This is a genomic window from Microbacterium sp. 71-36 (genome assembly GCF_001898305.1).
GTDB lineage: Bacteria > Actinomycetota > Actinomycetes > Actinomycetales > Microbacteriaceae > Microbacterium.
Map to the genome: position 1 here is coordinate 1 of NZ_MKTP01000007.1, position 25,592 is coordinate 25,592.

General features: G+C 71.4%; 23 protein-coding genes, 1 tRNA gene and 2 pseudogenes. 14 read left to right on the forward strand and 12 right to left on the reverse strand.

From position 1 onward, the window contains the following. From BGO45_RS14875 to BGO45_RS14885, 3 genes are all read left to right on the forward strand, one after another. The coding region (locus BGO45_RS14875) for an AAA family ATPase (protein WP_292695613.1) at positions 1–1,506 on the forward strand (1,506 nt) is incomplete at its 5' end. 62 nt (positions 1,507–1,568) lie between these two features. Continuing rightward, complete coding sequence (locus BGO45_RS14880) at positions 1,569–2,078, forward strand: amino-acid N-acetyltransferase (protein ID WP_076493568.1); 510 nt, start codon at positions 1,569–1,571, stop codon at positions 2,076–2,078. 46 nt (positions 2,079–2,124) lie between these two features. Beyond that, a complete protein-coding gene (locus BGO45_RS14885; RefSeq protein WP_292695617.1) occupies positions 2,125–2,781 on the forward strand; it encodes a hypothetical protein in 657 nt (218 codons plus the stop codon). 97 nt (positions 2,782–2,878) lie between these two features. On the opposite strand, the gene BGO45_RS14890 is transcribed toward BGO45_RS14885, so the two are convergent. Then, positions 2,879–4,411: an amino acid permease gene (locus BGO45_RS14890; RefSeq protein WP_292695620.1), complete on the reverse strand. Its 1,533-nt coding sequence runs from the start codon at positions 4,409–4,411 to the stop codon at positions 2,879–2,881. Between the two features lie 147 nt (positions 4,412–4,558). Between BGO45_RS14890 and BGO45_RS14895 the strand changes: the two genes are divergently transcribed. The 6 genes from BGO45_RS14895 to BGO45_RS14920 all read left to right on the forward strand — a co-directional run bounded on the left by BGO45_RS14895 (position 4,559) and on the right by BGO45_RS14920 (position 10,132). Beyond that, complete coding sequence (locus BGO45_RS14895) at positions 4,559–5,914, forward strand: glutamine synthetase family protein (RefSeq protein WP_292695623.1); 1,356 nt, start codon at positions 4,559–4,561, stop codon at positions 5,912–5,914. Continuing rightward, the gene (locus BGO45_RS14900; RefSeq protein ID WP_292695626.1) at positions 5,895–6,668 is read left to right on the forward strand and encodes a gamma-glutamyl-gamma-aminobutyrate hydrolase family protein; all 774 of its coding nucleotides are present in this window, start codon (positions 5,895–5,897) and stop codon (positions 6,666–6,668) included. The genes BGO45_RS14895 and BGO45_RS14900 overlap by 20 nt, the downstream gene beginning before the upstream one ends. After that, the gene (locus BGO45_RS14905) at positions 6,665–8,020 is read left to right on the forward strand and encodes an aldehyde dehydrogenase (protein WP_292695628.1); all 1,356 of its coding nucleotides are present in this window, start codon (positions 6,665–6,667) and stop codon (positions 8,018–8,020) included. Before BGO45_RS14900 ends, BGO45_RS14905 begins: the two co-directional genes overlap by 4 nt. 43 nt (positions 8,021–8,063) lie before the next feature. Beyond that, positions 8,064–8,843 (forward strand): 3-oxoacyl-ACP reductase, encoded by a 780-nt coding sequence (locus BGO45_RS14910; RefSeq protein ID WP_292695630.1) that lies wholly within the window; start codon positions 8,064–8,066, stop codon positions 8,841–8,843. Positions 8,844–8,867: 24 nt separating this feature from the next. Continuing rightward, entirely contained in the window at positions 8,868–9,584 is a 717-nt protein-coding gene (locus tag BGO45_RS14915; RefSeq protein ID WP_292695632.1) for a FadR/GntR family transcriptional regulator, read from the forward strand. Between the two features lie 137 nt (positions 9,585–9,721). Then, positions 9,722–10,132, forward strand: a complete 411-nt coding sequence (locus BGO45_RS14920) for a dehydrogenase (RefSeq protein WP_292695635.1) — start codon at positions 9,722–9,724, stop codon at positions 10,130–10,132. Positions 10,133–10,396: 264 nt separating this feature from the next. Here BGO45_RS14920 and radA read toward each other — a convergent pair whose 3' ends face one another. Continuing rightward, the gene (gene radA, locus BGO45_RS14925) at positions 10,397–11,764 is read right to left on the reverse strand and encodes a DNA repair protein RadA (protein ID WP_292695639.1); all 1,368 of its coding nucleotides are present in this window, start codon (positions 11,762–11,764) and stop codon (positions 10,397–10,399) included. Between the two features lie 191 nt (positions 11,765–11,955). Then, positions 11,956–12,909 (reverse strand): L-lactate dehydrogenase, encoded by a 954-nt coding sequence (locus BGO45_RS14930; RefSeq protein WP_076492018.1) that lies wholly within the window; start codon positions 12,907–12,909, stop codon positions 11,956–11,958. A 292-nt stretch (positions 12,910–13,201) separates the two neighbouring features. Here BGO45_RS14930 and BGO45_RS14935 point away from each other — a divergent pair. Continuing rightward, positions 13,202–13,292: transfer RNA gene (locus BGO45_RS14935), tRNA-Ser, on the forward strand. Between the two features lie 53 nt (positions 13,293–13,345). On the opposite strand, the gene BGO45_RS14940 is transcribed toward BGO45_RS14935, so the two are convergent. Next, positions 13,346–13,960, reverse strand: a complete 615-nt coding sequence (locus tag BGO45_RS14940; RefSeq protein WP_292695641.1) for a hypothetical protein — start codon at positions 13,958–13,960, stop codon at positions 13,346–13,348. A gap of 36 nt (positions 13,961–13,996) precedes the next feature. After that, complete coding sequence (locus BGO45_RS14945; protein ID WP_292695643.1) at positions 13,997–14,872, reverse strand: serine hydrolase; 876 nt, start codon at positions 14,870–14,872, stop codon at positions 13,997–13,999. A 151-nt stretch (positions 14,873–15,023) separates the two neighbouring features. Here BGO45_RS14945 and BGO45_RS14950 point away from each other — a divergent pair, with 151 nt between their 5' ends. Continuing rightward, the gene (locus BGO45_RS14950; protein ID WP_292695645.1) at positions 15,024–15,863 is read left to right on the forward strand and encodes a universal stress protein; all 840 of its coding nucleotides are present in this window, start codon (positions 15,024–15,026) and stop codon (positions 15,861–15,863) included. Positions 15,864–15,897: 34 nt separating this feature from the next. Here BGO45_RS14950 and BGO45_RS14955 read toward each other — a convergent pair whose 3' ends face one another. The 3 genes from BGO45_RS14955 to BGO45_RS14965 form a co-directional block, all read right to left on the reverse strand. Then, positions 15,898–16,728, reverse strand: coding sequence for a universal stress protein (locus tag BGO45_RS14955; protein ID WP_292695648.1), 831 nt, complete (start codon positions 16,726–16,728; stop codon positions 15,898–15,900). Between the two features lie 73 nt (positions 16,729–16,801). Then, positions 16,802–17,437: a response regulator transcription factor gene (locus tag BGO45_RS14960; protein ID WP_076491659.1), complete on the reverse strand. Its 636-nt coding sequence runs from the start codon at positions 17,435–17,437 to the stop codon at positions 16,802–16,804. Continuing rightward, the gene (locus BGO45_RS14965; protein ID WP_292695652.1) at positions 17,434–19,104 is read right to left on the reverse strand and encodes a GAF domain-containing protein; all 1,671 of its coding nucleotides are present in this window, start codon (positions 19,102–19,104) and stop codon (positions 17,434–17,436) included. Before BGO45_RS14965 ends, BGO45_RS14960 begins: the two co-directional genes overlap by 4 nt. 117 nt (positions 19,105–19,221) lie before the next feature. Between BGO45_RS14965 and BGO45_RS14970 the strand changes: the two genes are divergently transcribed. After that, the gene (locus BGO45_RS14970) at positions 19,222–19,758 is read left to right on the forward strand and encodes a pyridoxamine 5'-phosphate oxidase family protein (RefSeq protein WP_292695654.1); all 537 of its coding nucleotides are present in this window, start codon (positions 19,222–19,224) and stop codon (positions 19,756–19,758) included. 269 nt (positions 19,759–20,027) lie between these two features. Here BGO45_RS14970 and BGO45_RS16865 read toward each other — a convergent pair. The 3 genes and pseudogenes from BGO45_RS16865 to BGO45_RS14985 form a co-directional block, all read right to left on the reverse strand. Continuing rightward, a pseudogene (locus BGO45_RS16865) lies at positions 20,028–20,804 on the reverse strand (RNA polymerase sigma factor); the annotation flags it as partial. A gap of 92 nt (positions 20,805–20,896) precedes the next feature. Beyond that, positions 20,897–21,253 carry a YciI family protein gene (locus BGO45_RS14980; RefSeq protein ID WP_292695656.1) on the reverse strand — a complete coding sequence of 119 codons (357 nt, stop codon included), beginning with the start codon at positions 21,251–21,253 and terminating at the stop codon, positions 20,897–20,899. Between the two features lie 98 nt (positions 21,254–21,351). Further along, a complete protein-coding gene (locus BGO45_RS14985; protein WP_292695658.1) occupies positions 21,352–22,188 on the reverse strand; it encodes a universal stress protein in 837 nt (278 codons plus the stop codon). Between the two features lie 139 nt (positions 22,189–22,327). On the opposite strand from BGO45_RS14985, the gene adhP reads away from it, so the two are divergent. Then, positions 22,328–23,386: an alcohol dehydrogenase AdhP gene (gene adhP, locus BGO45_RS14990; protein ID WP_292695660.1), complete on the forward strand. Its 1,059-nt coding sequence runs from the start codon at positions 22,328–22,330 to the stop codon at positions 23,384–23,386. 75 nt (positions 23,387–23,461) lie between these two features. Here the strand turns inward: adhP and BGO45_RS14995 are convergent, their stop codons facing one another. After that, on the reverse strand, positions 23,462–24,112 hold the full coding sequence (locus BGO45_RS14995; RefSeq protein WP_292695663.1) for a hypothetical protein: 651 nt from the start codon (positions 24,110–24,112) through the stop codon (positions 23,462–23,464). Positions 24,113–24,650: 538 nt separating this feature from the next. On the opposite strand from BGO45_RS14995, the pseudogene BGO45_RS15000 reads away from it, so the two are divergent. Further along, positions 24,651–25,592, forward strand: a pseudogene (locus BGO45_RS15000) (DUF222 domain-containing protein); the annotation flags it as partial.

Sequence of the window (25,592 nt, forward strand, 5' to 3'; positions counted from 1 at the left end):
CGCCGCTTCCAGCCGATCCAGGTCGCCGAGCCGAGCCTGCCCCACGCGATCAACATCCTGAAGGGGCTGCGCGACCGCTACGAGGCGCACCACAAGGTGCAGATCACCGACGGTGCCATCGTCGCCGCGGCGAACCTCGCCGACCGGTACATCAGCGACCGGTTCCTGCCCGACAAGGCCATCGACCTGATCGACGAGGCGGGTGCCCGCCTCCGCCTGTCGATCCTGTCGTCGCCGCCGGAGCTCCGTGAGTTCGACGAGAAGATCGCCAAGGTCCGCGAGCAGAAGGAGCAGGCCTCCGAGGAGCAGGACTTCGAGAAGGCCGCCGCGCTCCGCGACGAGGAGAAGTCCCTCCTCGCCGAGCGTCTGCGCCTCGAGAAGCAGTGGCGCTCGGGAGACGTCGCCTCCCACGCCGTGGTCGACGAGGGTCTGATCGCCGAGGTGCTCGCCCAGGCGACCGGCATCCCGGTGTTCAAGCTCACCGAGGAGGAGTCCAGCCGCCTCATGTTCATGGAGAAGGCCCTGCACCAGCGGGTCATCGGCCAGGAAGAGGCGATCGCGGCCCTGTCGCGCACGATCCGTCGCCAGCGTGCGGGTCTCAAGGACCCGAAGCGCCCCAGCGGCTCGTTCATCTTCGCCGGCCCCACGGGCGTCGGAAAGACCGAGCTGGCCAAGGCGCTCGCCGAGTTCCTCTTCGACGACGAGGGCGCGCTGATCTCGCTCGACATGTCGGAGTTCGGTGAGAAGCACACCGTCTCGCGTCTGTTCGGTGCCCCTCCCGGGTTCGTTGGGTTCGAAGAGGGCGGTCAGCTCACCGAGAAGGTGCGCCGCAAGCCCTTCTCGGTCGTGCTCTTCGACGAGATCGAGAAGGCTCACCCCGACATCTTCAACTCGCTGCTGCAGATCCTCGAAGAGGGTCGTCTGACCGACGGTCAGGGCCGCGTGGTCGACTTCAAGAACACCGTGATCATCATGACGACGAACCTCGGTTCGTCGGCGATCGCCGGTGGTCCGGTCGGCTTCCAGGTCGAGGGCAGCGCGCAGACGTCCTACGAGCGGATGAAGGGCAAGGTCGACGAGGAGCTCAAGCGCCACTTCAAGCCCGAGTTCCTCAACCGCGTGGACGACGTCATCGTCTTCCCGCAGCTGAACAAGGACGAGCTCCGTCAGATCGTCGGCCTGTTCGTGAAGCGCCTCGCCGACCGGCTGCTCGACCGCGACATGACGGTGGAGCTGTCGGACGACGCGAAGGACAAGCTGATCGAGATCGGCTTCGACCCGACCCTCGGTGCCCGCCCCCTCCGCCGCGCCATGCAGCGCGAGGTCGAAGACCGCCTGAGCGAGAAGATCCTGCACGGTGAGCTCGAATCCGGCGACCACGTCAAGGTCGGCGTCGAGAACGGCCGGTTCACGTTCGAGAGCGGACCCCGCGGTGACAAGGTCGCGATCGGTGTCGGCACCGCCGGAGAGATCTCCGCGACGCCCGACATCGTCGCCGGTAGCTGACGATCGCACGACAACAGGGCCCGGATGCCATGGCATCCGGGCCCTCGTCGTACCCTGGGACGATGACCTCCGCCGCGCCGTTCGTCGTCCGCCCCGCCGGGACGCGCGACGTCCGACGTATCCATGAGCTGCTCGAGCCGTTCGTGCAGAAGCGCATCCTGCTCGGCAAGGACCTGGTCGTGCTCTACGGTTCCGTGCAGCAGTTCGTCGTCGCGGAGGTCGACGGTGAAGTCGTCGGCTGCGGCGCACTGCACGTGATGTGGGAGGACCTCGGCGAGATCCGCACGCTCATCGTCCACGACGACTGGCTGCATCACGGCGTGGGCCGGGCGATCGTGGAGACGCTGGAGCAGAACGCGCGCGACGTCGGCGTCACGAGGCTCTTCTGCCTCACCTTCGAGGTCGACTTCTTCACTCGGCGCGGGTTTTCGCCCATCGGCGAGCAGGTCGTCGACCCCGACGTCTACTCGCAGCTCGTCCGCAGCCCCGACGAGGGTGTCGCGGAGTTCCTCGACCTCGCGCACGTGAAGCCGAACACCCTCGGCAACACGCGGATGCTCAAGCACCTGTGAGCGCGGCATGGCGCGGGCCCACAGCCGCGCGGCCTACGCTGGAACGATGACCGATGCCCCCCGCAGGCGGCGGCAATCCCCGGCGGTCTACCGTCGTCGCCGTCTCGCCGCCGCGCTCCTCGCGCTGCTCGTGATCGGCCTCGTCGTGTGGCTCGTCGCGGCGCCTCCGTGGCGCTCCGCCCCGACCGCCGACCCCGCGCCGGCGGCGAGCACCGTCGCGCCCGCGCCGTCCGCTCCGGCCCCCGTCGCGTCCCCCACGCCCACGCCCACCCCGACGCCGACCGCTCCCGCGGGTCCCGTCGAGTGCAGTCCCGCCGACATCACGGTCGAAGCGCTCACGGACAAGGGCGAGTACGGCCAGGGCGAGAACCCGCAGCTGTCGATCCGCCTGACGAACACGTCGGCGAACGCGTGCACGATGAACGTCGGCACGAGTGCGCAGTCGTTCACGGTCACGAGCGGGTCCGACGTGTGGTGGCGCTCGACGGACTGCCAGTCCGAGCCGAGCGACATGGAGGTCACGCTCGCGGCCGGCCAGCAGGTCACCAGTGCCGCGCCCCTGACCTGGGACCGCACCCGGTCATCGGTGTCGTCGTGCGGCGGCGAGCGTCCGTTCGCCCCCGGGGGCGGTGCCACGTATCACTTGAGCGTGTCGATCGGCGGCATCCCGTCGTCCGGCACGGTGTCGTTCATCCTGCGCTGAGCGCGACTGCCTCGGATTCAGTGTCCAAGACACGCGGATGCCGCGCGAGCCTATCCGCGTGTCTTGGACACTCAACGTGGGGTGACACCCTCTCCCGTCAGCGCTTCTCGCCGAAGACCTCGCCCTCCATCGCGTCGTAGCCCTCTTCCTGCGGGTCGCGGTGCAGGCCGCCGGAGAGCGCGTACTCCTCCTCGGGGGAGAGCACGAGCCGGTGGCGCCCGTAGATCGCGAAGCCGATGAAGATGACCGCGTACACCGCGATGATCGCGACGATCGCGAGCAGGTACGCGGGGTTCAGCAGCAGTCCGAAGAACACGATCGCCGCGATGATCGCCGCCGAGTAGGCGCCGAACAGGCCCCAGGGGCTCTTGTAGGGCCGCACGGCGTTCGGGAACTTCCGCCGCAGCACGATGAACGACACCATCTGCAGGAAGTACGCCACCACCGCGCCCCACACGGCGATGTTCAGCACGATGGCGCCGGCGGGGCTGGCATCCCCACCCGCCGCCTGGACCACCACGAGCGCCAGGAATCCGAGCACGGCGCCGAAGACCAGCGCGACCCACGGTGTCTTTCGTGCACCGGTCAGCGACAGCCAGCGCGGGTAGTAGCCGGCGCGCGACAGCGAGTACATGTTGCGCCCGTAGGCGAACATGATGCCCATCAGGGAGGCCAGGAGTCCGACGAGCGCGAGGAGCGACAGCAGTGCGGCGGCCTGGTCGCCGACCATGGCGCGGAAGCCGTCGAGCAGCGGCTCGAGGGAGCTGCCCGTGGCGTCGGCTCCGAGGACCCCGGTGTTGAGGAACAGCACGATGAGACCCGTGATGATGAGCGTGCCGCGGGCCCACAGGCCCGCGCGGGGGATGTCCCTGGCCGGGTTGTGCGACTCTTCGGCGGCGAGCGGGAGCTCCTCGATACCGAGGAAGAACCACATCGCGAAGGGGAGGGCGAGCAGGATCGACCCGACGCCGAACGGCAGGAACTCGGACTGCCCCGCATCCGGTGCGATGTTCCACAGCGAGCCCCAGTCGAAGGCTCCGGATGCCACCGCCATCACGCCGAAGACCACGATGATGCCGATCGAGATGATCGAGACGACGATCGCGAAGACGAACGAGATGTTGGCGCCGGCGGCGTTGAGGGCGATGAACACGGCGTAGAGGATGATCCACCAGACGAACGGCGGAAGGCTCACGCCGGTGAGGAGTTCCAGCGCCGAGTCGGCATACTGCCCCGAGAAGTACACGACCACGGCGGTCGTCGCGACGTACTCGATCGTCTCGGCGAGGCCGGTCGCCAGGCCTCCCCACGGCCCCATCGCCGATCGGGCGAACGAGTAGGCGCCGCCGGTGTGCGGCATCGCCGCGGCCATCTCGCCGATGGAGAAGGTGAGGCCGTAGTACATGATCACGAGCACGACGAAGGCGATCAGCATGCCGCCGAAGCCGGCGAAACCGATGCCGAAGTTCCAGCCCGAGAAGTCGCCCGAGATGACGGCGGCTACGGCGAGACCCCACAGGCCCCACACTCCCGCGGAGCGTTTCAGCGTGCGTTTCTCGAAGTAGGTGGAGTCGGTCGCCGTATAGGTGGCCCCGGCGACCTTTTTCTGAGAACTGCTCGAGGTGGACATGGAGCCTCCAGACGTATGCGGACAGGCTTCGGGAGCGCCTTTGCGGAGAATCATGGCGTTCTATTGGTCGACCTGTCTACCTTTGGCGTGTAAGTTCCTCGTTACGTCCTCCGATCGTGGGGACCTCGAGCAGGCGAGAGGGAGACCATGGCGGGCAATCTCACCACCGCGGAACTGGATGCCGCGATCGACTCCGGCGAGATCGACACCGTCGTCGTCGCCTTCCCGGACGCGCAGGGACGCCTCGTCGGCAAGCGCGTCGCCGCGCGGTTCTGGCGCGACGAGGTGCTGCCGCACGGCGCCGAGGCCTGCAACTACCTGCTCTCGGTCGACGTCGACATGAACACCGTCGACGGCTACGCGATGTCGAGCTGGGAGAAGGGCTACGGCGACATGCTGCTCGTGCCCGACCTCGACACCCTGCGCCGCGTCCCGTGGCAGGAGGGCACGGCGCTGGTCATGGCCGACCTCGCGTGGGAGGACCGCGCGCCGGTGGTGCAGTCGCCGCGTGGCATCCTGAACGCCCAGCGCGCCCGGCTCGCCGAACGCGGACTCACCCCGTACGTCGGCACGGAGCTGGAGTTCATCGTCTTCGACGACTCGTTCCGGGATGCCTGGGCCAAGGGCTACACCGGGCTCACGGCCTCGACCGACTACAACGTGGACTACAACCTGCTCGCCACCACGCGGCTCGAGCCCCTGCTGCGCGATATCCGCCGCGGCATGGACGGCGCGGGCATGTACTGCGAGGGCGTCAAGGGCGAGTGCAACGACGGGCAGCAGGAGATCGCGTTCCGCTACGCCGAGGCGCTCGAGACCGCCGACAACCACACGATCTACAAGAACGGCGCGAAGGAGATCGCCGACCGCCACGGGAAGTCGCTGACCTTCATGGCGAAGTTCGACCAGCGCGAGGGCAACAGCTGCCACATCCACCTGTCGGTGCGGGGCGAGAACGGTGAGGCCGTCATGGCCGGCGACGGCGCGCACGGGTTCAGTCCCCTCATGGAGCACTGGATCGCCGGCATCCTCGCCACCCTCCGCGAGTTCACGCTGCTGTACGCCCCCACGATCAACTCCTACAAGCGCTACGCCAAGGGCTCCTTCGCGCCCACCGGCGTCGCGTGGGGCGTCGACAACCGCACGTGCGCGCTGCGCGTGGTCGGCCACGGCGCATCTTTGCGCGTGGAGAATCGCGTGCCCGGCGGCGACGTCAACCCGTATCTCGCGATCTCGGCGATCATCGCGGGCGGACTGCACGGCATCGAGAACGAGCTGCCCTTGCCCGCGCCGCTGACCGGCAACGCGTACGCCGCCGGCGTCGACACGCTGCCGACGACGCTCCGCGAGGCCGCGAAGCTGTTCGCGGAGTCGACCGTGGCGCGGGCCGCCTTCGGCGACGACGTCGTCGAGCACTACCTGAACCAGGCGCGCATCGAGGTGGAAGCCTTCGACGCCGCCGTGACCGACTGGGAGCGCGTGCGTGGTTTCGAGCGTCTCTGATCCGGCCCGGACACCCGTCGTCGGGCTGACCACCTACCTCGAGCGCGCGAAGCAGGGCGTCTGGGACGTGCGCGCGTCGTTCCTGCCGCAGCAGTACTTCGACGCCGTGACCGCCTCGGGCGCCACCGCCGTGCTGCTGCCCCCGCAGCCCCGACCGGCCGAGGCCGCCGCGGCCGTGCTCGACGGCCTCGACGGGCTCATCCTCACCGGGGGTCTCGACGTGCAGCCCGAGCTGTACGGCGCCGAGCGCCACCCGCTCACCGACCCCGCGCGCGCCGACCGCGACGCGTGGGAGCTCGCACTCCTGGCCGGCGCGCGGGAGCGCGGCATCCCGGTGTTCGGGATCTGCCGCGGGTTGCAGCTGATTAACGTCGCTCTCGGCGGCACGCTGCACCAGCACCTGCCCGAGGCCCTCGGCACCGAGCGCTATCGGATCGGCGGGGGAGTGTTCGCCGAGAACACCGTCGAGGTGGATGCCGGAACCCGGCTGGCCGGCCTCGTCGGCGCCGGAGAGCTCACCGTCCACAGCTACCACCACCAGGGCGTCGACCGGGTCGGTGACGGACTCCGCGTCACCGCGCGCACCGACGACGGACTCGTGCAGGCCGTCGAGGTCGACGGTGACGACTACCTCGTCGCGGTGCAGTGGCATCCCGAGGAGAACGCCGAAGACCGGCGTCTGTTCCTCGGACTTGTCGCCGCCGCAGCGCGGCATCGGGCCCTACGTTCCACGCACCAGGGAGTCCCCGCATGAGCACCTTCACCGTCACCGACCCCGCGACCGGCGCCCCGATCACGACGCTCGACCGCGCCGACGTCGCCGAGGTGGACGCCGCCGTCGCCGACGCCGTGCGCGCGCAGCGCGCGTGGGCGGCGCTCGCCCCCGTCGCCCGCGCCGACGCCCTGCGTGCCTTCGCGCGGGTCGTCGAGGCCCACGTCGAGGAGCTCGCCGCCCTGGAGGTGCGCAACTCCGGGCACCCGATCGGCTCGGCCCGGTGGGAGGCGCAGCACGTCGCCCAGGTGCTCAACTACTACGCCGGATCGCCGGAACGCCTGATCGGACGACAGATCCCCGTCGCGGGCGGCCTCGACGTGACCTACCACGAGCCGTACGGCGTCGTCGGGATCATCGTGCCGTGGAACTTCCCCATGACCATCGCCGCGTGGGGTTTCGCCCCGGCGCTCGCCGCGGGGAACGCCGTCGTGCTCAAGCCCGCCGAGCTGACGCCGCTCACCGCCGTGCGACTCGGGGAGCTGGCGCTCGAGGCGGGTCTGCCGGAGGGGCTGTTCCAGGTGATCGTCGGGTCGGGCTCGGTCGTCGGGCAGCGGTTCGTCTCGCACCCCGACGTGCACAAGGTCGTCTTCACCGGGTCGACCGAGGTCGGTACCCAGGTGGCGGCCGGGTGCGCGCAGCTGCTCAAGCCCGTGACCCTCGAGCTCGGCGGCAAGAGCGCCAACATCGTCTTCGCGGATGCCGACCTCGAGAAAGCCGCGGCCGGAGTCCCGGGTTCCGTGTTCGACAACGCCGGCCAGGACTGCTGCGCGCGCAGCCGGCTGCTCGTCGAGCGCAGCGTCTACGACCGGTTCCTCGAGATGCTCGAACCCGCCGTCGCGGCGTGGAAGGTCGGTGACCCGCACGACGAAACCACCCAGATGGGGCCGCTGATCTCGGCATCCCACCGCTCCACTGTCGAGGGGTTCCTCGACGGGGTCGACATCGCGTTCCGCGGCTCGGCACCCGCGGGCGACGGCTTCTGGTTCGCCCCCGCGGTCGTGCTCGCGCAGCCCGGCGACCGCATCGCGCGCGAAGAGGTGTTCGGACCCGTGCTGGCCGTGCTCCCGTTCGACGACGAAGCGGATGCCATCCGCCTCGCCAACGACACCGCGTACGGCCTCGCGGGCTCGATCTGGACCGAGAACCTCGGCCGCGGCATCCGGGTCTCCCGCGGGGTCCGCAGCGGCGTGCTGTCGGTGAACTCGCACTCGTCCGTGCGGTACTCCACCCCGTTCGGCGGCATGAAGGCCTCGGGCCTCGGTCGCGAACTGGGCCCGGATGCCGCCGAGCACTTCACCGAGACGAAGAACGTCTTCTACGCCACCGAGTGACCCCTCTTTCCATCCCACCCCCACGCGTAAGGAACCACAGCACATGACCATCGACCTCACCCAGCGGCTGCGCGACCGCGTCGCCATCGTCACCGGCGGCGCGTCGGGCATCGGCCTCGCCACCGCGCGCCGCTTCGCCGCCGAGGGTGCGCGCGTCGTCATCGCCGACCTCGACGAGACCACCGGGCTCGCTGCCGCCGCCGAGGTCGACGGCGTCTTCCGTCAGGTGAACGTCGCCGACGAGGCATCCGTCGACGCCCTCTTCGACGGCGTCGCCGCGGACTTCGGCAGCGTCGACATCGCGTTCAACAACGCCGGCATCTCGCCCGCCGACGACGACTCCATCGAGACGACGGAACTGCCTGCCTGGGACCGCGTGCAGGACGTCAACCTCAAGAGCGTCTACCTCTGCTCGCGCGCGGCGCTGCGGCACATGGTGCCCGCGGGGCGTGGCTCGATCATCAACACGGCGTCGTTCGTCGCGCTGCTCGGATCGGCGACCTCGCAGATCTCCTACACCGCGTCCAAGGGCGGCGTGCTCGCGATGACCCGCGAGCTCGGCGTGCAGTTCGCCCGGCAGGGGATCCGCGTGAACGCGCTCTGCCCGGGACCCGTGAACACGCCGCTCCTGCAGGAACTCTTCGCGAAGGACCCCGAGCGCGCGCAACGTCGTCTCGTGCACGTGCCGATGGGCCGGTTCGCGGATCCTGCGGAGATGGCCGCGGCCGTGGCGTTCCTGGCATCCGACGACGCGTCCTTCATCACCGCGACGGCCTTCGTCGTCGACGGCGGTATCACCAACGCCTACGTGACGCCCCTGTGACCCGCGGCATGACAGTCTGACGGGATGAGCGAAGCGCCGTTGGACGATCTGCGCCGGGCCGTGTACCGGCCCGTCCGCAGCGGCAATGCGCTCGAAGACACCACCGCCCGCATCGTGCAGACGGTGCGGCTCGGGCTCGTCGCGCCGGGGGAGTCGCTGCCCGCGGAGCGCGAGCTCGCCGCGCTGTGCGGCGTCAGCCGTGACACGGTGCGCGAGGCGATCCGGGAACTCGCGGATGCCGGCTGGCTCGAAACCCGCCGCGGACGCTACGGCGGCACGTTCGTCGTCGACCCCGTCCCGCGGCCCGCGGGCCCGGCCGAGGTATCCGCCGCCGAGCTCGACGACGTGATCGCGCTGCGCGGCGTGCTCGAACCGGGTGCCGCGTGGGCGGCGGCGGGCCGCACCCTGGCACCGGAGGAACGCGACGTGCTGTGGGCTCGGCACGAAGCCGCGGCCGTCGCCGACGGTGAGGACTACCGTCGGCTGGACACGCTCCTGCACCTGACGATCGCGGAACTCGCCGGCATCCCCTCGCTCGTCCCGCTCGTCGCCGACAACCGCGCGCGGGTGAACGCGTGGCTCGACACGTTCCCGCTGCTGCCGCGCAACATCGACCACTCGACCGCGCAGCACGCGGCGATCGTGTCGGCGATCCTCGCCGGGCGACCGGATGCCGCGCACGCGGCGATGCGCGACCACCTCGCCGGCAGCGAGGCTCTCCTGCGCGGATTCCTGGCATAGGGCGGCGGCTGCACAGGCGGGCGGCGCGTTTCGGGGCGTGATTCGTGCACCGGGGCGTGCACCGGCCGCCCCGGTGCACGAAAGGCGCCCCGGTGGGGACGTGTCCCGGGCGGGGATGCCGCGGATAGGCTCAGAGGATGGCCGGTGGCAAGAAGCGCAAGGGGAAGCGACCCGACGTGGAGTTCAAGAACACCGCCCTCACCGACGCCCTGCAGACGCAGGACATGGCCGCGATCGCGTTCGCTCTGCGGCATGGGCCGACCGTCGTGCCGCTCATGCGCGCCGGCGACGCCGACAATCCGCTCGACGTGGGCGAGGTGTGGACGTACCGCGACCCGAACACCGGGCAGATCGCGCTGCTGCTGTTCAGCGACGCGGCCCACAAGCCCGAGACTCTGCCGCCGCACGTCGCGCTGCAGTCTCCGCAGTGGCTGCGGGCGTTCCTCGACCAGCACCGCGACGAGATCACGACCGTGTTCATCGACATCGCGGGTCCGCACCCGATCCAGGCCGCACCCGCCGACCTGATCGCCGCCCTCGACGCCTGAGTGGCGGCTTCGCGCTGCGGCGGGGCGGGCGTCCGGGCCGAGGGGATGCCACTACCGCGACGCCGCTCGCCGACGACACTCCGCAGGTGAAGTACCCGACTCGCGCGGGTGAGACGCCCGTGCAAGACTCGGGCCATGGAGTACCTGATCGCCGGCGCCGTGTGCGCCGCCGGACTCGTGATCCCCGCAGTGCTCGGCTTCACGTCGCCGCACCGCCGTCGCCGCTCGGCGCCGCCCGGTCGCTGATCCGACCCGGCTGCGGAGTCAGAACTCGGGCACGGCCTCTTCGCGTGGCATTCCGCGGACCTTCAACTCGTTGAGCGCCTGCGCGAGCTTTCGCGACGACGAGTCGAGGACCGTGTGATACCCGAGACGCGCGGCCTCGGATGCGCGTTGCGCCGCCTGCGTCACGTTGCGGATCTCACCCGTGAGCGTCAGCTCGCCGATCGCCGCGAGCCGCTTCGACACCTTCCGGTTCTGCACGGCGTTCGCCACGGCGATGGCTATCGCCAGGTCGGCCGCGGGTTCGACCAGACGCACTCCGCCGACGGTCGAGACGTACACGTCTTTGTCGGCGAGCGAGACCCCCATGCGACTCTCGAGTACCGCGAGCACCATCGCCACGCGTGACGAGTCGACGCCGTTGACGATGCGTCGCGGGTTGGGGGCCGTCTGCTTCACGGTCAACGCCTGGATCTCGACGGGCAGCGCGCGCCGCCCTTCCATGGCGATCGTCACGCAGGTCCCGGGCTCGGGATCGCCGTGGCCGAGGAACAGCGCGCTCGGGTCGCTGACCTCGGCGATGCCGCTGCCGGTCATGTCGAAGCATCCGACCTCGTCGGTCGGTCCGAAGCGGTTCTTCAGTGCCCGGACGAAGCGCAGCGACGTCTGCCGGTCGCCCTCGAAATGGCACACGACGTCGACGAGGTGCTCGAGTACGCGCGGCCCCGCGATCGTGCCGTCTTTCGTCACGTGCCCCACGATGACGACCGGCAATCCCCGGTCTTTCGCGACGCGGATGAGTGTGGATGCCACCTCGCGCACCTGCGCGGGCTGTCCCGCTGCTCCGTCGCTCAACGCGGACGACACCGTCTGCACCGAGTCGACGATGAGCAGCTCGGGCTCGACCTGGTCGATGTGGCCGAGGATCGTGGCGAGGTCGGTCTCGGCAGCGAGGAACAGTTCGTCGTGGAGCGCGCCGGTGCGCTCGGCGCGGAGGCGCACCTGCGCCGCGGACTCCTCGCCGCTCGCGTAGAGCACGCGCCGTCCGGCCCGCGCGCTCTGCGCCGCGACCTCGAGCAGCAGTGTCGATTTGCCGACGCCGGGCTCACCGCTCAACAGGATCGCCGCACCGGGCACGATCCCGCCGCCGAGCACCCGATCGAACTCGCCGACCCCGCTGGTGCGCCGCGGCGCGTCCTGCGTGTCGATCTCGGTGATGCGCCGGGCTGCGCGAGCCGCCGCGGGCGCGACGGCGGTGACCGATCGCGTGATGCCGGTCTGCTCCGCCGCCTCGACGACCGTTCCCCACGACTGGCACTCTCCGCAGCGGCCGACCCACTTCAGCGTCGTCCACCCGCACTCGGTGCACCGGTACGGAGCGGCCGTGGGGGAGGGGCGACGGGATGCCATGGTGCCCAGGCTACGCGGGGGCTCCGACATCGCTGCCGCCGGGCTCACCGGCATCCCGATAAACGCGATCCACGGCGAGAAACGTGACGGCGACGCGTTTCCCGTCGCGGATCGCGTTTATCGCGAGAAGGCGCCGGGCCGCCGCGCCGCGACGCCCGCGCATCGCCGGGGCGCGCGCACCGCCGCGCCCGTCAGTCGCGCAGCGAGTCGGCGACCGTCGTCAGCGCATCGGCGGAGCGGCGCAGCAGCGTGAGCTCACGGTCGGAGAACGGCGTGCCGGTGAGCGGCACCGCGCCCCGCGCGCTGACGATCGACGGCACCGACAGCGCGGTACCGGAGATGCCGTGGAAGTCCTCCAGCACGGTGCTCACGGGGAGGATCGCGTGCTCGTCGCGCAGGATCGCCTCGACGATGCGCGCGCTCGACAGCCCGATCGCGTAGTTCGTCGCGCCCTTGCCGCGGATGACCTTGTACGCCGCGTCGCGGACGTCGACGGCGATGGCATCCAATTCGGTCTCGTCGAAGCGGGTGCCGTCGGGCAGGTCGTACTCGGTGATCGGGATCGAACCGATCGTCGCCGTCGACCACAGCGGGAACTCCGTGTCGCCGTGCTCACCGACGATCCAGGCGTGCACGCTCGAGGTGGCGACCCCCGCGCGCTGCGCGATCTTCCAGCGCAGGCGCGAGGTGTCGAGCACCGTGCCCGACGCGAAGATCCGCTGCGTGGGCAGCCCCGTCGCCTGCTGCGCGAGGACCGTGAGCACGTCGCACGGGTTGGTGACGATGACGTAGATCGCGTTCGGGGCCACCTCGAGCAGGTCGGGCATCATGCGCCGGATGATCCCGGCGTTCGTGGCGGCGAGTTCGGTGCGCGTCTGCCCGGGGTTCTGCTTCGCGCCGGCCGTGATGACCACGACGTGCGACCCCTCGGCGACCGAGACGTCGCTGCCCCCGGTGATGTCGCTCGATCCGGTGAACTGCGTACCGTGGGCGAGGTCGAGCACCTCGGCCTCGACCTTCGCCTCGGCGATGTCGTACAGGGCGACGTGCCGGGCCGACCCGCGGATGAGGGCGGCGTACGCGACGCTGGCCCCCACGCTCCCCGCGCCGACGACGGTCAGTTTGGAGTTCTCGATCACGCTCATGGCTCGATCCTGGCATCCGTGTGGGACCGCTGCCAGAGCGGTTTCTCGACGGTGGACGAGTGGATGCCGAACGGTCGGCGCCGTGGAGACCCGCGCGTTGCCGCGGGCGCGCTGGCGTGGGTGTCGCTGCCGTGTCGGGCGGGCCGGACTCCGGAGTTTTCGCACGTGGCAGGTCCCGATCGTGCCGTGAGGGGGCGTCGGCCGCGATTTCTCCGGAGCCCGGCACGCGCGGGCGGACGGCCCGGACCGCGCGGATTCGCGGCATCCCGCGGAGTGTCGTAAGCTGGTCGGCGGTGACGTGTCCGAGCGGCCGAAGGTGCAACTCTCGAAAAGTTGTGTAGGGTAACCCCCTACCGTGGGTTCAAATCCCACCGTCACCGCCACTTTCACCAGATCAGCCCCGCTTTCGAGCGGGGCTGATCTGCGTTTCAGGCGATCACGGCTCCGCGCGGGAGTCCTCCGCTCCGGCGCGGGCGAGCGACTGCCGGTACTGGCGTCGGAAAGACCCGCGAATACCGAGCGTCCCCTGTCGCTTCCGAGGACCACCGCGTCCGCCGAGCCAGCGGCTGCGGGGGAAGGCGATGTACCCCCATGAGGCGGCGGTGCGCAGCACGACGACCCCCCACCAGACCAGCAGGAATCCCGTGAGCACCGGTCCGGCGAAGGTGAACACGGGAGCGTTGACGACGTCGGACCCGAGGAGCGCGGTCGGCTGGTAGGCGGCCCGTGTTCTGCCGCTGCCATCGGTCCACCCGTTCAGATAGACGTGGCTCCAGACGATCGTCCGGTCGTCACTGGCCCAGGTGCCGAAGGGGCGGCAGCCGCGGCGCGCGCTCGCCTCGCAGCCCGTCTGCGTGAATGTGCCCCAGACGCGGGGCTGTGCGACGTCGATCAGGGTGACGATCAGGAGAACCACGAGGGCGACCGTCAACACGACCGCCACGATGGCGAACACGGTCCGCCCGAAGAGGGCGAACCGCGCACCCCATCGCTCGCGCCGCGCGATCCAGCGGTCGTACTCCGCGTGCGGAGACTCCGCCGGACTGCCCACGGGCCGACTCTAGCCGGGCAGAGGACGCGCCCGGACTCAGCCCCGCAGCGCCGCCGCGGCGATCTCCACGAGCCGGTGCGGTCGCTCCTCCTCGTGCGCCGTGATCGTGACCGCGGCGTCCCGGTCGTTCGCGATGTAGACGTACTGGCCGTACAGCCCGTCGAGGCGCCACCCGTCGCCGGGGCCGGCCCAGGTCGCGAGACCGTAGCGCGAGAAGTCGCCGTCACCACCGGTGTCGACGACGCCGGTGCGCATGGCATCCAGCCATTCGGCGCTCACGATCCGTTCCCCCCGCCAGAGGCCCCGGTCGCGCAGGACGCGGGCGATCCGGGAGAGTTCCTCGGTGCGCAGTTCGAGACCGCTGCCCGCGACGATCCACCCGTTCGGGCAGCGGTGCCACTGCGGGTTGTCGATGCCGAGCGGATCGAAGAGCCGGGGGAGCAGCCAGTCGCGCACGTCGCCGACGGCCGCGCCGAGCAGACGCATCGCCACATAGGTGCTGGCATCCGAGTACTGGAAGACCTCGCCGGGGCCCCGCGTGGGGCGGCGCAGCATCTCCTGTGCGAGGTCGGGCCAGGGCGCGGGCTCGCGCCCGAACCACGCGAAGTCGATCCCGCTGGTCATCGTCAGGAGGTGGCGCAGCGTGACCGACTCGACGCCGGTGCCGAACTGCATGCCCGGGAGCATCTCGTCGACGCGCGTGTCGAGCGTCAGGATCCCCTCGTCGACGGCGATCCCGGCGGCCAGGGCGCTGACCCCCTTCGACACCGAGTAGATGTTCACTCGGTCGTCGCTGCGCCACCGGCGCTCTGCGACGTCGTCTCCGAGGGCGACGTGGACGCCGTAGGCGCCGAGGGACTCTCCGTCGATCGACGTCACGATGCGCTCGAGCACGGTTGATGCGGATGCCACGGGGGACCTTCCTTCGGGGGAGGGGGTGGGCGTCACGGGGCAGCGCCACCCGGTGTTGCGTTCAGGATCGCAGGTCCCGAGCCCCCCGCGGGACCTTCGACCCCCGCCCCACGCGGGGCGGCGCCTACCGTGCGGAGCGAGGGAGGGCGCCATGGAGAAGATCGTCGTCGGGGTCGATGACAGTGACGCGGCGCGATCCGCGCTCGAGTGGGTCGCCGATCGGTGTGCACGCCACGCGGCCGACGTGGAAGTGGTGCACGTCGTGGCATCGGCCGACGCGCACACGACGCCGCAGCGGGATCCACTCGGGAACGCCGAGCGGGTGCTGCGGGCCGCCGCCCCGGGTCAGGACGCGACGTATCACCGCGCGAAGGGCGGCGTCGCGGACACGCTCCGCGAGGTGTCGGCGCACGCGGACCTGCTCGTCATCGGGGTCGATCCCGAGCATCCCGTCCGTGCCGCCGTCGGCGGGTGGCTGCCCGTCCGGGTGATCGCGCGGACCGAGCCGCCGGTGTGCGTGGTGCCCGCGGGCTGGGTGCCGCGTCCCGGGACGATCACCGTCGGTCTCGAGGACGATGTGTCCTCGGCCGAGGCTGTGACGTTCGCGGCCCGCGAGGCGGAGACGACCTGCGGCCGGCTCCGGATCGTCCACGCCTGGCGCTTGCCCGAACCGTCGATCGACGGCGCCGCCGCGCTGCTCGTGCAGCCGGAACGCATCCTCGTGGAGCACCGCGAACTGCTCGACGCCACCGTCCGGTCCGTGCGACGGCGTTTCCCCGCGCTGCACATCGAGGCGGATCTGGTGCGCTCCGACCCGGCGGCGGCCCTTCTGCAGCAGGCGCCGCACTCGGCGATGATCGTGGTCGGCACGCATCGGGAAGGGGTCGTGTCGGGGGCGTTCGTCGGCTCGGTCGATCGGGATCTGCTGTGGCACGCCGGATGCCCGATCGCGGTGGTGCCCGCGTCGAGCTTCCCGGCGAAGGGCGCCTGAGCCGCACCGCCCCCTCCGGGAACGGCGTCCGGGCTCAGACGCCCCGCGTCGAGGCGGGCACGACCGCGATCGGTCGCTCCAGACTTCCGACGAGATCCTGTCCGACCGAGCCGAGCAGGGCTCCGGCGACGAGACCGCGGCCGTGCGACCCGATCACGACCAGGCTCGACCGGGCGGCCGCGCGCGTGAGCGCGGAGGTGGGGTTGTCCCGCACCAGCTCCGGCCGCACGTCGAGCTCGGGGAAGTCGGTGCGGACGCGCGCGACGGCGGCATCCAGGATCCGGGCGTGCTCTGCGGCGACCCGGTGCGGGCTCGGCTGCACCGCGGTCGTCCCGTGCACGTGCGATCCGCCCATGAGCCACGAGTGGACGACGCGCAGTGGCACTTCGGCCGAGGTGGCCGCCGCCGCCGCGAAGTGCACGGCCTCCTGCGAGGAGTCGTCATCATCCAGCCCGACCACGACCGGATCGTCGCCGGCCGTCCACCCCTCGGGGACGAGCACGGTCGGAGCACCGGATCGGAGCGCCGCGCGCAGCGGCATCCCTCCCCCCAGAACGGACCGCCTCCGGGATCCCGGCCGGATCCCGAGCACGAGCAGCCCGGCGCCGCGCGCGGAGTCGGTCAGGGTCGCGGGCATCACCCCGTCGAGCCGGACGACGTCGGCCGGTGAATCCGGAGCCAAGGACTGCCAGCGGTGGACGGCGGCATCCAGGATCCGATCCGCTTCGACGCGGTCGGAGAGGAACATGTTCGTCACCAGGACGACGGCGAGCTCGACCCGCTCGCCGCGCGCGCGTTCCGCGGCCCACTCCAGCGCCGCCTCGGACGCGGGGCTGCCATCGAACCCCAGCACCATTCGTTCCATGGCCTGACTCCCTCCGGACGCCCCGAGCGTAGGCGCGGGGCGCGGGCGCGGGGAGGGCCGAAGGTCCCGCGCCTCAGAGGTCGGGGTGCCCGAGTCGGAGGACGGCCGCCTGCGTGCGCGACTCCACGCCCAGTTTCAGCAGCAGTGACGACACGTAGTTCTTCACCGTCTTCTCCGCCAGGCCCAGACGTTCGCCGATCTGACGATTGGTGAGTCCGTCGGCGATGAGCGCGAGCACCTGTCGCTCGCGCATCCCCAGGGACCCCCAGCGCGGGTCGTCGTCACGGGATCCGTCTCGCATGCTCGCCGCGGCCCGGGCCGCCGCCGCGCCGTTGAGCAGCGTGCGGCCGGTGCTGACCGCGCGGATGTCTTCGAGCAGCCGCATCGCGGCGATGTTCTTCAGCAGGTACCCCGACGCCCCCGCGAGCACGGCGGCGTAGGTCGCGGCGTCGTCGTCGTAGGCCGTGAGGATGAGGCACGCGACCTGCGGCATCGACGATCGGATCTGCCGGCAGAGGTCGATGCCGCTGCCGTCGGGGAGGCGCACGTCGAGCACCGCCACATCCGGTCGGGCCGCTTCGATGCGGGCGAGCGCCTGGCGCACGGTGCCCGCTTCCCCGACGACCTCGAGTCCGGGCGTCCCGTCGATCAGGTCGGACAGACCGCGCCGGACGATCTCGTGATCGTCGACGAGGAAGACGCGTGTCATCGCAGGGTTCTCCGTTCCTCGGTTCCCTCGATCGGGACCCGCCATTCCGCGCGGGTGCCGTCCGCGCCGGTCTTCACCGTCAGCGATCCCCCGCGTGCGGAGGCCCGCTCCGCGAGGTTGGCCAGGCCGCTGCGTCGCTCGTCGCGGATCCCCGCTCCGTCGTCCGCGACGACGACCGACACATCGTCTCCCGTGATCCCGACGTCGAGGGAGATGGTGTCCGCGCCCGCGTGGCGCACGCTGTTGCTGAGGAGCTCCCGCGCCACGCCGACGACATCGTCCGCCAGAGCGCCGCGGATCGTGTGATCGACCGCACCGGCGAACCGCAGCGCGGGCGGGCGGCGCAGGGCTCCCGAGACTTCGGCGACCACGTCGATGAGGCGATGGCGGAGGGACGTCCCGTCGCGGCTCGACAGGGCGAACACGACGGTGCGGATCTGGGTGATCGCGTCGTCGAGCTGACGGATCACCTCGTCTACGCGGTTCCGTTCGCGCGTGCCGTCGACCGTGGCCGCCATCGACTGGAGCGTGAGGCCCGCCCCGAAGATCTGCTGGATGACGTGGTCGTGCAGGTCCCGCGCGATACGCGCCCGTTCGTCGGTGAGCATCGCCCGCTGCTGCTCTCCGCGTGCCCGGGAGAGTTCCGCGGCGATGCTCGCCTGCGACCCCAGGTCGCCGAGCACTTCGAGCTCGACGGCGGAGAACCCTCGCGCGCCGGGCGGCCGCGCGACGCACAGTGCACCCCAGGTCCGCTGGCGCGTGCGCAGGGGGACCGCGATCGCGGGGCCGGTCTCCTGGCCGGTGGCGAGGAGCGCCGGGTCGGGGCGTCCCGCGCCGGCGGGCACGGTGGCGACCCGGGCGCCGTCGTCCTCGATCGCCGCGCCCGCGATGCTCCCCTCCTCGTCGACGGTCACGCCCAGGACGTCCTCCTCCCGAGGACCCCGCGCGGCCGCGACGCGGAGCGTCATCGTCCCCTCGACCGGGACGAGCACCGTCACGAGACTCCCGTCGACCAGGTCGGCGACGCGTCCCGCCAGCAGGTCGTAGACGTTGTCCGGCGGGGTGGACAGGATCGCCGCGGACAGTTCCGCCGTCGCCGTCATCCACGTCGCACGCGCCCGGGCCTCGTCGAACAGCCGCGCGTTCTGGATCGCGAAACCCGCGGTGGATGCCAGAGCGCGGACGAGTTCCTCGTCCTCCGCCGAGAACGCGCCCCGCCGTGCGTTCGTCAGGTACAGGTTGCCGTAGACCTCACCGCGCACGCGGATCGGTGCTCCGAGGAACGATTCCATGCGCGGGTGATGGGCGGGGAAGCCCGCCGCCCGCGGATCGTTCCCGAGATGATCGAGGCGGATCGGCTCGGGGTGCGCGATGACGGCCCCGAGGACACCGCGTCCGCGGGGGAGGTGCCCGATGGCATCCGCCTCCTCGGCCGAGAGGCCGACGTGGATGAACTGATCCAGGGACGAGCGGTCGGCGGCGATGATGCCGAGCGCCCCGTATTCGGCATCCACCAGTTCGACCGCCGCCTCGACGACTCGGCGGAGGACCACGGGCAGCTCGATCTCGCCGACCACCGTCTCGATGGCGCGGAGAAGCCCGCGCAGGCGGTCCGGCGAAGACGCCTGCGGCTCCGCGGCGACCCTGCCGTGGTTCTCGCTCGGCATCCGGTACCCCTCTCCCCTCTCAAATCTATGACCGGTGCCGGAGTCTGACCAGATCGGGGGACCTTCGACCCGCGCACGCCGACCGGCGCGCGCTGGACTGTGAGAGGGAGGTCCACCATGACCCACGATCAGAACCCGGCCGCGCCCGTCGTCGACCTCGGAACCGCGGAGTGCTGGCGGCTGCTCGAGTCCGAGCGGCTCGGCAGGCTGGCGCTCGTCGACGCCGCCGGCGAGCCGAGGATCTATCCCGTGAACTTCGCCGTCAGCGACGGAGTGATCCACCTCCGGAGCGCCGACGACGCCAAGCTGCGTTTCCTGCGTTCCCGGCCGGCCGTCGCGTTCGAGATCGACGGAGAGGATACCGGCGACCGATGGAGCGTCGTCGTCCTCGGACATGCCTTCCGGGTGGAGAGGGATGCCGAGATCCGCCGCGCCCGTGCGACCGGGCTGCGGTCGATGAGTCCCGAACCGAAGCCGTACGTCGTCCGCATCCTGCCGCGCAGCGTCACGGGACGCCGTTTCGCCGAGCGTCCGCCGGACGGGGAGGATGACCCGGTGCGGCCGCGGATCTTCCGGCCGCGCGACGACGCCCTCCCCCCGGCGGCGCGACCGCCGCACCCGATCGCGGGCATCAGCCCGCGAGGGGACGCGTGAGGTCCGCCGATATCGTCCGGCGACCGGGTGGGGCTTCGGGAGGCCTCGTCGCCGTGACGTTCACCGGGCGTCGCCCCGGGGACCCCGACCCGGCGTGCACGGTGTCCTAGACGCCCGGCGGATCGGCGCTCTCGACCTCGGACAGTCGATGCTCCAGGAAGGCGCGCTCCGCGGCATTGGCTGTCAGCTCCCGCGCGGACGCCGGCGATCGCCGCCTGCAGGGTGAAGCGCCCCGGCGGGCCGGATGCCAGTGCCCCGGCCGTCGCCGTGAGCCCCTCGAGGATGGCGCGCTGGTTCCACCGTGTCCGGTCCTGATCTGCGAGGAGCAGGAGCCGACCCTGCTCGTCGGTGCGGGTGGCCCGGCGGGCGTCCGTGAGAAGCAGCAGACCGAGGAGACCGCGGGTCTCGGCCTGCTCGGGCAGCAGCGCGGCCAATGTGCGGGCGAGGTGAAGCGCCCGGTCGCACAGGTCCTCCCGGACGAGTGCGTCCCCCTCGCCGGCGGTGTGGCCCGTGCTGAAGAGCAGATGGACGGCGGTGAGAACGCTGTCCAGTCGCTCGGGCAGCTCGACCCGGTCCGGCACCCGGTAGGGGATGCGTGCTTCGGAGATCTTCTTCTTGGCACGGGTGATCCGCGCGGCCATCGTCGACTCGGACACGAGGAAGGCGCGTGCGACATCGGGGGTGGGAACACCGCAGACCAGGCGGAGCGTGAGGGCGACTCGCGCCTCGGGTGCGAGGGCGGGGTGGCAACACGTGAACACCAGTCGGAGGCGATCATCCGGCACGGCGTCACCGCCCTCCTCGTCGACGGGATCGTGCGGGTCGACGCCCGCGGGCTCCACGAGAAGCGGGAGTTTGCGCCGGAGGGTGATTTCCCGGCGCAGACGGTCGAGCGCCTGATTCCGTGCGGCCGTCGTCAGCCAGGCGCCCGGCCGCTCCGGGATGCCGTTCCGAGTCCAGGCCTGCAGCGCGCTGACGTAGGCCTCCTGCGCGCACTCCTCCGCGAGATCCAGGTCGCCGGCCACGCGCACTGTGGCGGACAGCACGAAGGCCCACTCCGAGCGGTGGGCCTCCGCCAGCGCGGCAACGACCGCGTCCGCCTGCCCGGCGGACGCGGTCGACTCGTCGCGAGGAGCGATCAGAACGGGTTCGTCGTGGGGTCGACGACGGGCCGCACCTCGACGCCGCCACCGGGGGCGGGACAGAGCTTCCCGATCTCGACGGCGTGGTCGAGGTCGCGCGCCTCGACGACGTAGAAGCCGCCGAAGGCCTCTTTGGTCTCGACGAAGGGACCGTCCGTCACCGTGCCGCCGTTCTTGATCGTGGTGGCCGTCGTGATGGACGCGAGTGCCGCGCCGCCCTCGATGGGCGCGCCGAGCGCGAAGACCTGCTTCGTGAATGCGTCGTGCGCGTCGATGACCGCGCTCCACGCCTCGGGCGACATCGTCGCGTAGAAGTTCGGGTCTTCGTAGATGAGGATCGCGTATTTGGCCATGGGATGCCTCCTGCATTGGGCCGCGGGCCGGCCTGTCCGGCTCCGTCATCCTGACGACGAACAGCCTGCCGTCGGATCGACAATCCGGCCAGATTCTCTTATCGGACGACGGCGGTGACGGTGGGCAGATGCGACAGGACCGCCTGGCTGGTCGAGCCGAGGAGGAATCGGGCCACCGGCCCGCGTCCGTGGCTGCCCACGACGAGGAGCCGGGCCGACCGCGCCGTGCGCAGCAGCACGCCCGTGGGGTATCCCGATTCGACGACGGTGGAGACGGCGAGGTCGGGGTAGTCCTGCCGGAGCCCGGCGAGCGAGATCGCCAGATCCTCCGCCGTGAGGGACTGCATCCGATCCAGGTAGTCCTGCGGGTACTCGTCCAGCTCGAAGGGCACGGGCACCGGCGACCACGTCATCACGGCGGTGAGGCGTTCGCCCGTGCGGTCCGCCTCCGCGGCGGCGAAGGCGACGGCCTTCTCCGAGGCATCCGAACCGTCGACCCCCACCACGACGCCGGTGCCGCCACCGTCGACGGTCTCGGGGACCACGACGACGGGGCAGTGGGCCCCCGCGGCGATCCGCACGCCGCGGACACCGCGCAGTCGCGAACCGTCGCGCGCGAAGTCGCTGCCCAGGACCAGGAGGTCGGCGCGCTCCGACACGTCGATCAGCCGCGCCACCGGGTCTCCGCGCTCGATCAGCGTCTCCGCATCCACTCCGGCCTCTCGGGCCCGGTCGGCGCTGCTCTCGAGCAGGGCGGTGGCACGGACGACCGCCCGTTCGACGAGCGTCTCCTCACCGCCGACGCCCCACGCCGAGCCCACGACGGACACCAGCAGCAGTCGTTCCCGCCGTGCGGCCGCGCGGCCGATCGCCCATTCGAGGGCGCTCCGCGCCCCCGCCGCATCCGTGACTCCGACCGCAATCGTCCCGTTCATCATCACTCCTCCATCCGAGCCGGGGGTCGGCTCGCTCCGATCGTCCCGCCGGCCGGGCGAACCTCGCGGGACCTTGGACCCGCCGCCCGAGGGGCCTTCGGCGAAGACTCGAGTCAGGCAGAGAATCCAAGGAGAGATCATGCGTGCAGCAGTCGTCGACCGGTTCGGTTCGCTCGCGAAGGTCGAGGAGCGGGCCATCCCCCACCCCGGACCCGGGCAGGTGCTCGTCCGTCTCGAGACGTGCGGGCTGTGCCACACCGACATCCACGCGATGAACGGTGACTGGCCGGTGAAGCCGCCCCTGCCGCTCGTGCCCGGGCACGAGGGCGTCGGCATCATCGAGGAGCTCGGCGAGGGCGTGACCACGCGCACGGTCGGCCAGCGCGTCGCGATGCCGTGGCTCGGCCACGCCTGCGGCGAGTGCCGCTACTGCGTCGATGGGCGGGAGAACCTCTGCGAGCAGCAGTACAACAACGGCTACGGCGTCGACGGCGCGTACGCCGAGTACATGCTCGCCGATGCCCGGTTCGCCGTGCCGGTGCCCGACGGGGTCACTCCGCTCGATGCCGCGCCGCTCACCTGCGCCGGGGTCACCACCTACGCGGCGGTGAAGAACGCCCGCGTCACTCCGGGGGAGACGGTGGCGATCTTCGGCGTCGGCGGCCTCGGCCACCTCGCCGTGCAGTACGCCCGCCTCGTGGGGGCGAAGGTCATCGCGGTCGACGTGACGGACGAGAAGCTGCGACTGGCGACCGAGCTCGGCGCCGATCTCGTCGTCAACGCCCGCGAGACCGACCCGGTCGAGGCGATCCGGCAGCACGGCGGGGCCGATGCCGTGATCGTCCTGGCGGTCGCGCCTGCGGTGTTCCGTCAGGCGTTCGACTCGCTGAACCGCGGCGGCCGGCTGGTGCTCGTGTCCCTGCCCGCGGACGGCGAGCTGACGATCCCCGTGTTCGACACGGTACTGAAGGGCATCAGCGTCATCGGCTCGATCGTGGGCACGCGCCAGGACCTCGTCGAGGTGTTCGCGCTCCACGCCCTCGGTCGCACGCGGGTCATCACCGAGACCCGCGACCTGGCGGACGTGAACCGCTCGGTCGCGGAGGTGCTCGCGGGTGCGGTTCCGGCACGGCTGGTCTTCGCGTACCACACGGCCGACCTGGTGCCCGTGACCGAGGCGGTGGAGACCGTCTCGTAAGGCAGGTTTCCTGCGGCTCTGCCCGCGGAACGTCGGTCGATTCCCATGAAGCGGGGCCGACCGGTGTTCGGTCGTTCAGTCCGGCGTTCCCGGGGGCAGCTCCGACCGATCGACGGCGTCCGCGTCGATCTCACCCGTGAGCCGCCACCAGCTGGGACCGGACTTGTACACGTCATAGGGCACCCATTCGCCACCGCGGAGGATGAAGTCCTGCCCGGCAGAGGACGCGAAGTAGCGGATCCCGAGGCGTGTCGAGTGTCGCCAGTACTCGCGCGGTTCGGGCTTCTCGCCGGTCGCCGGTCGGTCCGCCGACCGGTCGGAGCGAGAGGCGATGCCGGGCGTCTCGCCGGTCGCCGGTCGGTCCGCCGACCGGTCGGAGCGAGGGGCGATGTGCGGAGGGGGAGGGTCTCCGCCGTCCCACCGCGCGTACCAGAACGAACGCGAGGTCAGTGCGGCGACGGCGTCGTCCTCGAGCGAGGGCAGCAGGGCGCGGAGGCGGGCTTCGAAACGGGGTCGGCCGTCGGGCGCGAGTTCGTCGAGGCGGATCGTGTTCGCCGCGGTGATCGCCTGCTCCACGGCGCGCGCGAGGTCGGAGAAGGGAACGTCGTGCCGATGCGCGAGATCCGCGACCGCCGGTGCGTCGGCGTCCGGGTGCGGGCCGCGCCCCCACCCGAGGTAGGCGACGACGGCAGCGGAGACCAGGACGTCGTTCACCGGTGCACTCATCCCTTCGAGCCTAGCGAGAGGCGCGATCTGCGTCCGGGGTGCCGTGGCGCTCCGGTCGTCGCGTTCAGCCGAGGGGCGCCACGCGGCCCCCTCACGGCCCGGGCCGTTGCCACGCCATCTCGTGTCGACGTCGAGGGGCACTCCGCAGTGAGCGCAGATATTGGACCGATCGGATGCCACGACACATGCGCGCGCGTGGTGGGCGTACCTCGACTCCACCGACACCCACCGCGGGCACGACGGAGTCCTCGCCGACGAGACGACGCGCGCGCTCCGCGCGGGCTTGTCGCGGGTCGCGAACGCGGCCTGGCGGCGGCCGGGGCGGACCGGCGAGGGTGGGGCGCTCCATCGAGCGCTGCCGCGTGACGAGGAGAATTCACCCTCGCCGGGTTCCGTCGACGAAAGCCCAGGTCGGCGGCCGGTCGTCACGGCCGGTGACGGCTCGACCCCTCCTCCCCAGTGCTCCCGGGGCCGGGCTCGTCCCCATTTGGCGCCTCGAGCCCGCTCCGATGTCGGACCCCCTCGCTAGCATGCATGCATGTCCTTCGATTCGCGTTCACCGTTCCCCGATGACGGGGCTGTCGCCCTGTCGTCGGTGCTCGTCGAGGTGCGGGCGGTGGATACCGAAGTCGCCTCCGCCGAAGCCCGACGTGTGCGGGCGCTGGCCCGGGCGGGGCACCTCGCCCTCGACGCGACCGCGGGACTGCGGGCCTCGGCGCGGGCGGCCGAGATGGCGCTACGGGAGGTCGCGTCCGAGATCGCGGCCGCGTCACACCTGTCCGATCGCGCCGTGCAGGGACAGATCGGTCAGGCGATGACCCTCGCCGATGACTTCCCGGTCACGTTGGATGCGTGGGAGGCCGGAGCGTTGACCGGCGCGCATGTGCGGGTGATCGTGGATGCCGGGCTGCCCCTGCCCCAGGATCGTCGGGCGGAGTTCGATGTCCTCGCCGTCGCCACCGCCGAAGGACTCAGTCCCGGGAGGTTGAACGCGCGCCTCGCGGCGCTGGCGGAAGCGCTGCAGCCCACCACCCTCACCGAGCGCCACCGGCGTGGGCGGGAGACCCGGTGCGTCCGCGTCGTGCCCGGGGTCGACGGGATGTCCGACCTGATCGCGACGCTCCCGACCGTGCTGGCGGTGGGGATCTACGACCGACTCGTGCAACAGAGCGCCGCGCTCGTCGACGCACGGCGGGACACCCCGCGAGAGGGGCTGCGGTCTCCCGCGGGCAGCGACGGGCGGGCGGAGGGCACCACCGCAGCACACGGCAGCACGACGACTTCCGCACCCGCCCCCGACACCCGCACCGCCGACCAGGTCCGCGCCGACATCCTCGCCGACCTGCTCCTCACCGCCGCGCCCGACGCCGACCCGACCCGCGCCGATGACGGCCCCGGCACACTCGGGGCGATCCGCGCGCGGGTGCAGGTCGTCGTCCCCGCGCTCACGATGCTGCACCCCGGCACCGAGAACTCCGAC

Bases quoted from the DNA above. Each gene is read 5' to 3' on its own strand.
- BGO45_RS14880 (WP_076493568.1), top strand. From the start codon at position 1,569: ATGACCTCCGCCGCGCCGTTCGTCGTCCGCCCCGCCGGGACGCGCGAC.
- BGO45_RS14885 (WP_292695617.1), top strand. From the start codon at position 2,125: ATGACCGATGCCCCCCGCAGGCGGCGGCAATCCCCGGCGGTCTACCGT.
- BGO45_RS14890 (WP_292695620.1), bottom strand. From the start codon at position 4,411: ATGTCCACCTCGAGCAGTTCTCAGAAAAAGGTCGCCGGGGCCACCTAT.
- BGO45_RS14895 (WP_292695623.1), top strand. From the start codon at position 4,559: ATGGCGGGCAATCTCACCACCGCGGAACTGGATGCCGCGATCGACTCC.
- BGO45_RS14905 (WP_292695628.1), top strand. From the start codon at position 6,665: ATGAGCACCTTCACCGTCACCGACCCCGCGACCGGCGCCCCGATCACG.
- BGO45_RS14910 (WP_292695630.1), top strand. From the start codon at position 8,064: ATGACCATCGACCTCACCCAGCGGCTGCGCGACCGCGTCGCCATCGTC.
- BGO45_RS14915 (WP_292695632.1), top strand. From the start codon at position 8,868: ATGAGCGAAGCGCCGTTGGACGATCTGCGCCGGGCCGTGTACCGGCCC.
- BGO45_RS14920 (WP_292695635.1), top strand. From the start codon at position 9,722: ATGGCCGGTGGCAAGAAGCGCAAGGGGAAGCGACCCGACGTGGAGTTC.
- radA (WP_292695639.1), bottom strand. From the start codon at position 11,764: ATGGCATCCCGTCGCCCCTCCCCCACGGCCGCTCCGTACCGGTGCACC.
- BGO45_RS14930 (WP_076492018.1), bottom strand. From the start codon at position 12,909: ATGAGCGTGATCGAGAACTCCAAACTGACCGTCGTCGGCGCGGGGAGC.
- BGO45_RS14950 (WP_292695645.1), top strand. From the start codon at position 15,024: ATGGAGAAGATCGTCGTCGGGGTCGATGACAGTGACGCGGCGCGATCC.
- BGO45_RS14955 (WP_292695648.1), bottom strand. From the start codon at position 16,728: ATGGAACGAATGGTGCTGGGGTTCGATGGCAGCCCCGCGTCCGAGGCG.
- BGO45_RS14960 (WP_076491659.1), bottom strand. From the start codon at position 17,437: ATGACACGCGTCTTCCTCGTCGACGATCACGAGATCGTCCGGCGCGGT.
- BGO45_RS14965 (WP_292695652.1), bottom strand. From the start codon at position 19,104: ATGCCGAGCGAGAACCACGGCAGGGTCGCCGCGGAGCCGCAGGCGTCT.
- BGO45_RS14970 (WP_292695654.1), top strand. From the start codon at position 19,222: ATGACCCACGATCAGAACCCGGCCGCGCCCGTCGTCGACCTCGGAACC.
- BGO45_RS14980 (WP_292695656.1), bottom strand. From the start codon at position 21,253: ATGGCCAAATACGCGATCCTCATCTACGAAGACCCGAACTTCTACGCG.
- BGO45_RS14985 (WP_292695658.1), bottom strand. From the start codon at position 22,188: ATGAACGGGACGATTGCGGTCGGAGTCACGGATGCGGCGGGGGCGCGG.
- adhP (WP_292695660.1), top strand. From the start codon at position 22,328: ATGCGTGCAGCAGTCGTCGACCGGTTCGGTTCGCTCGCGAAGGTCGAG.
- BGO45_RS14995 (WP_292695663.1), bottom strand. From the start codon at position 24,112: ATGAGTGCACCGGTGAACGACGTCCTGGTCTCCGCTGCCGTCGTCGCC.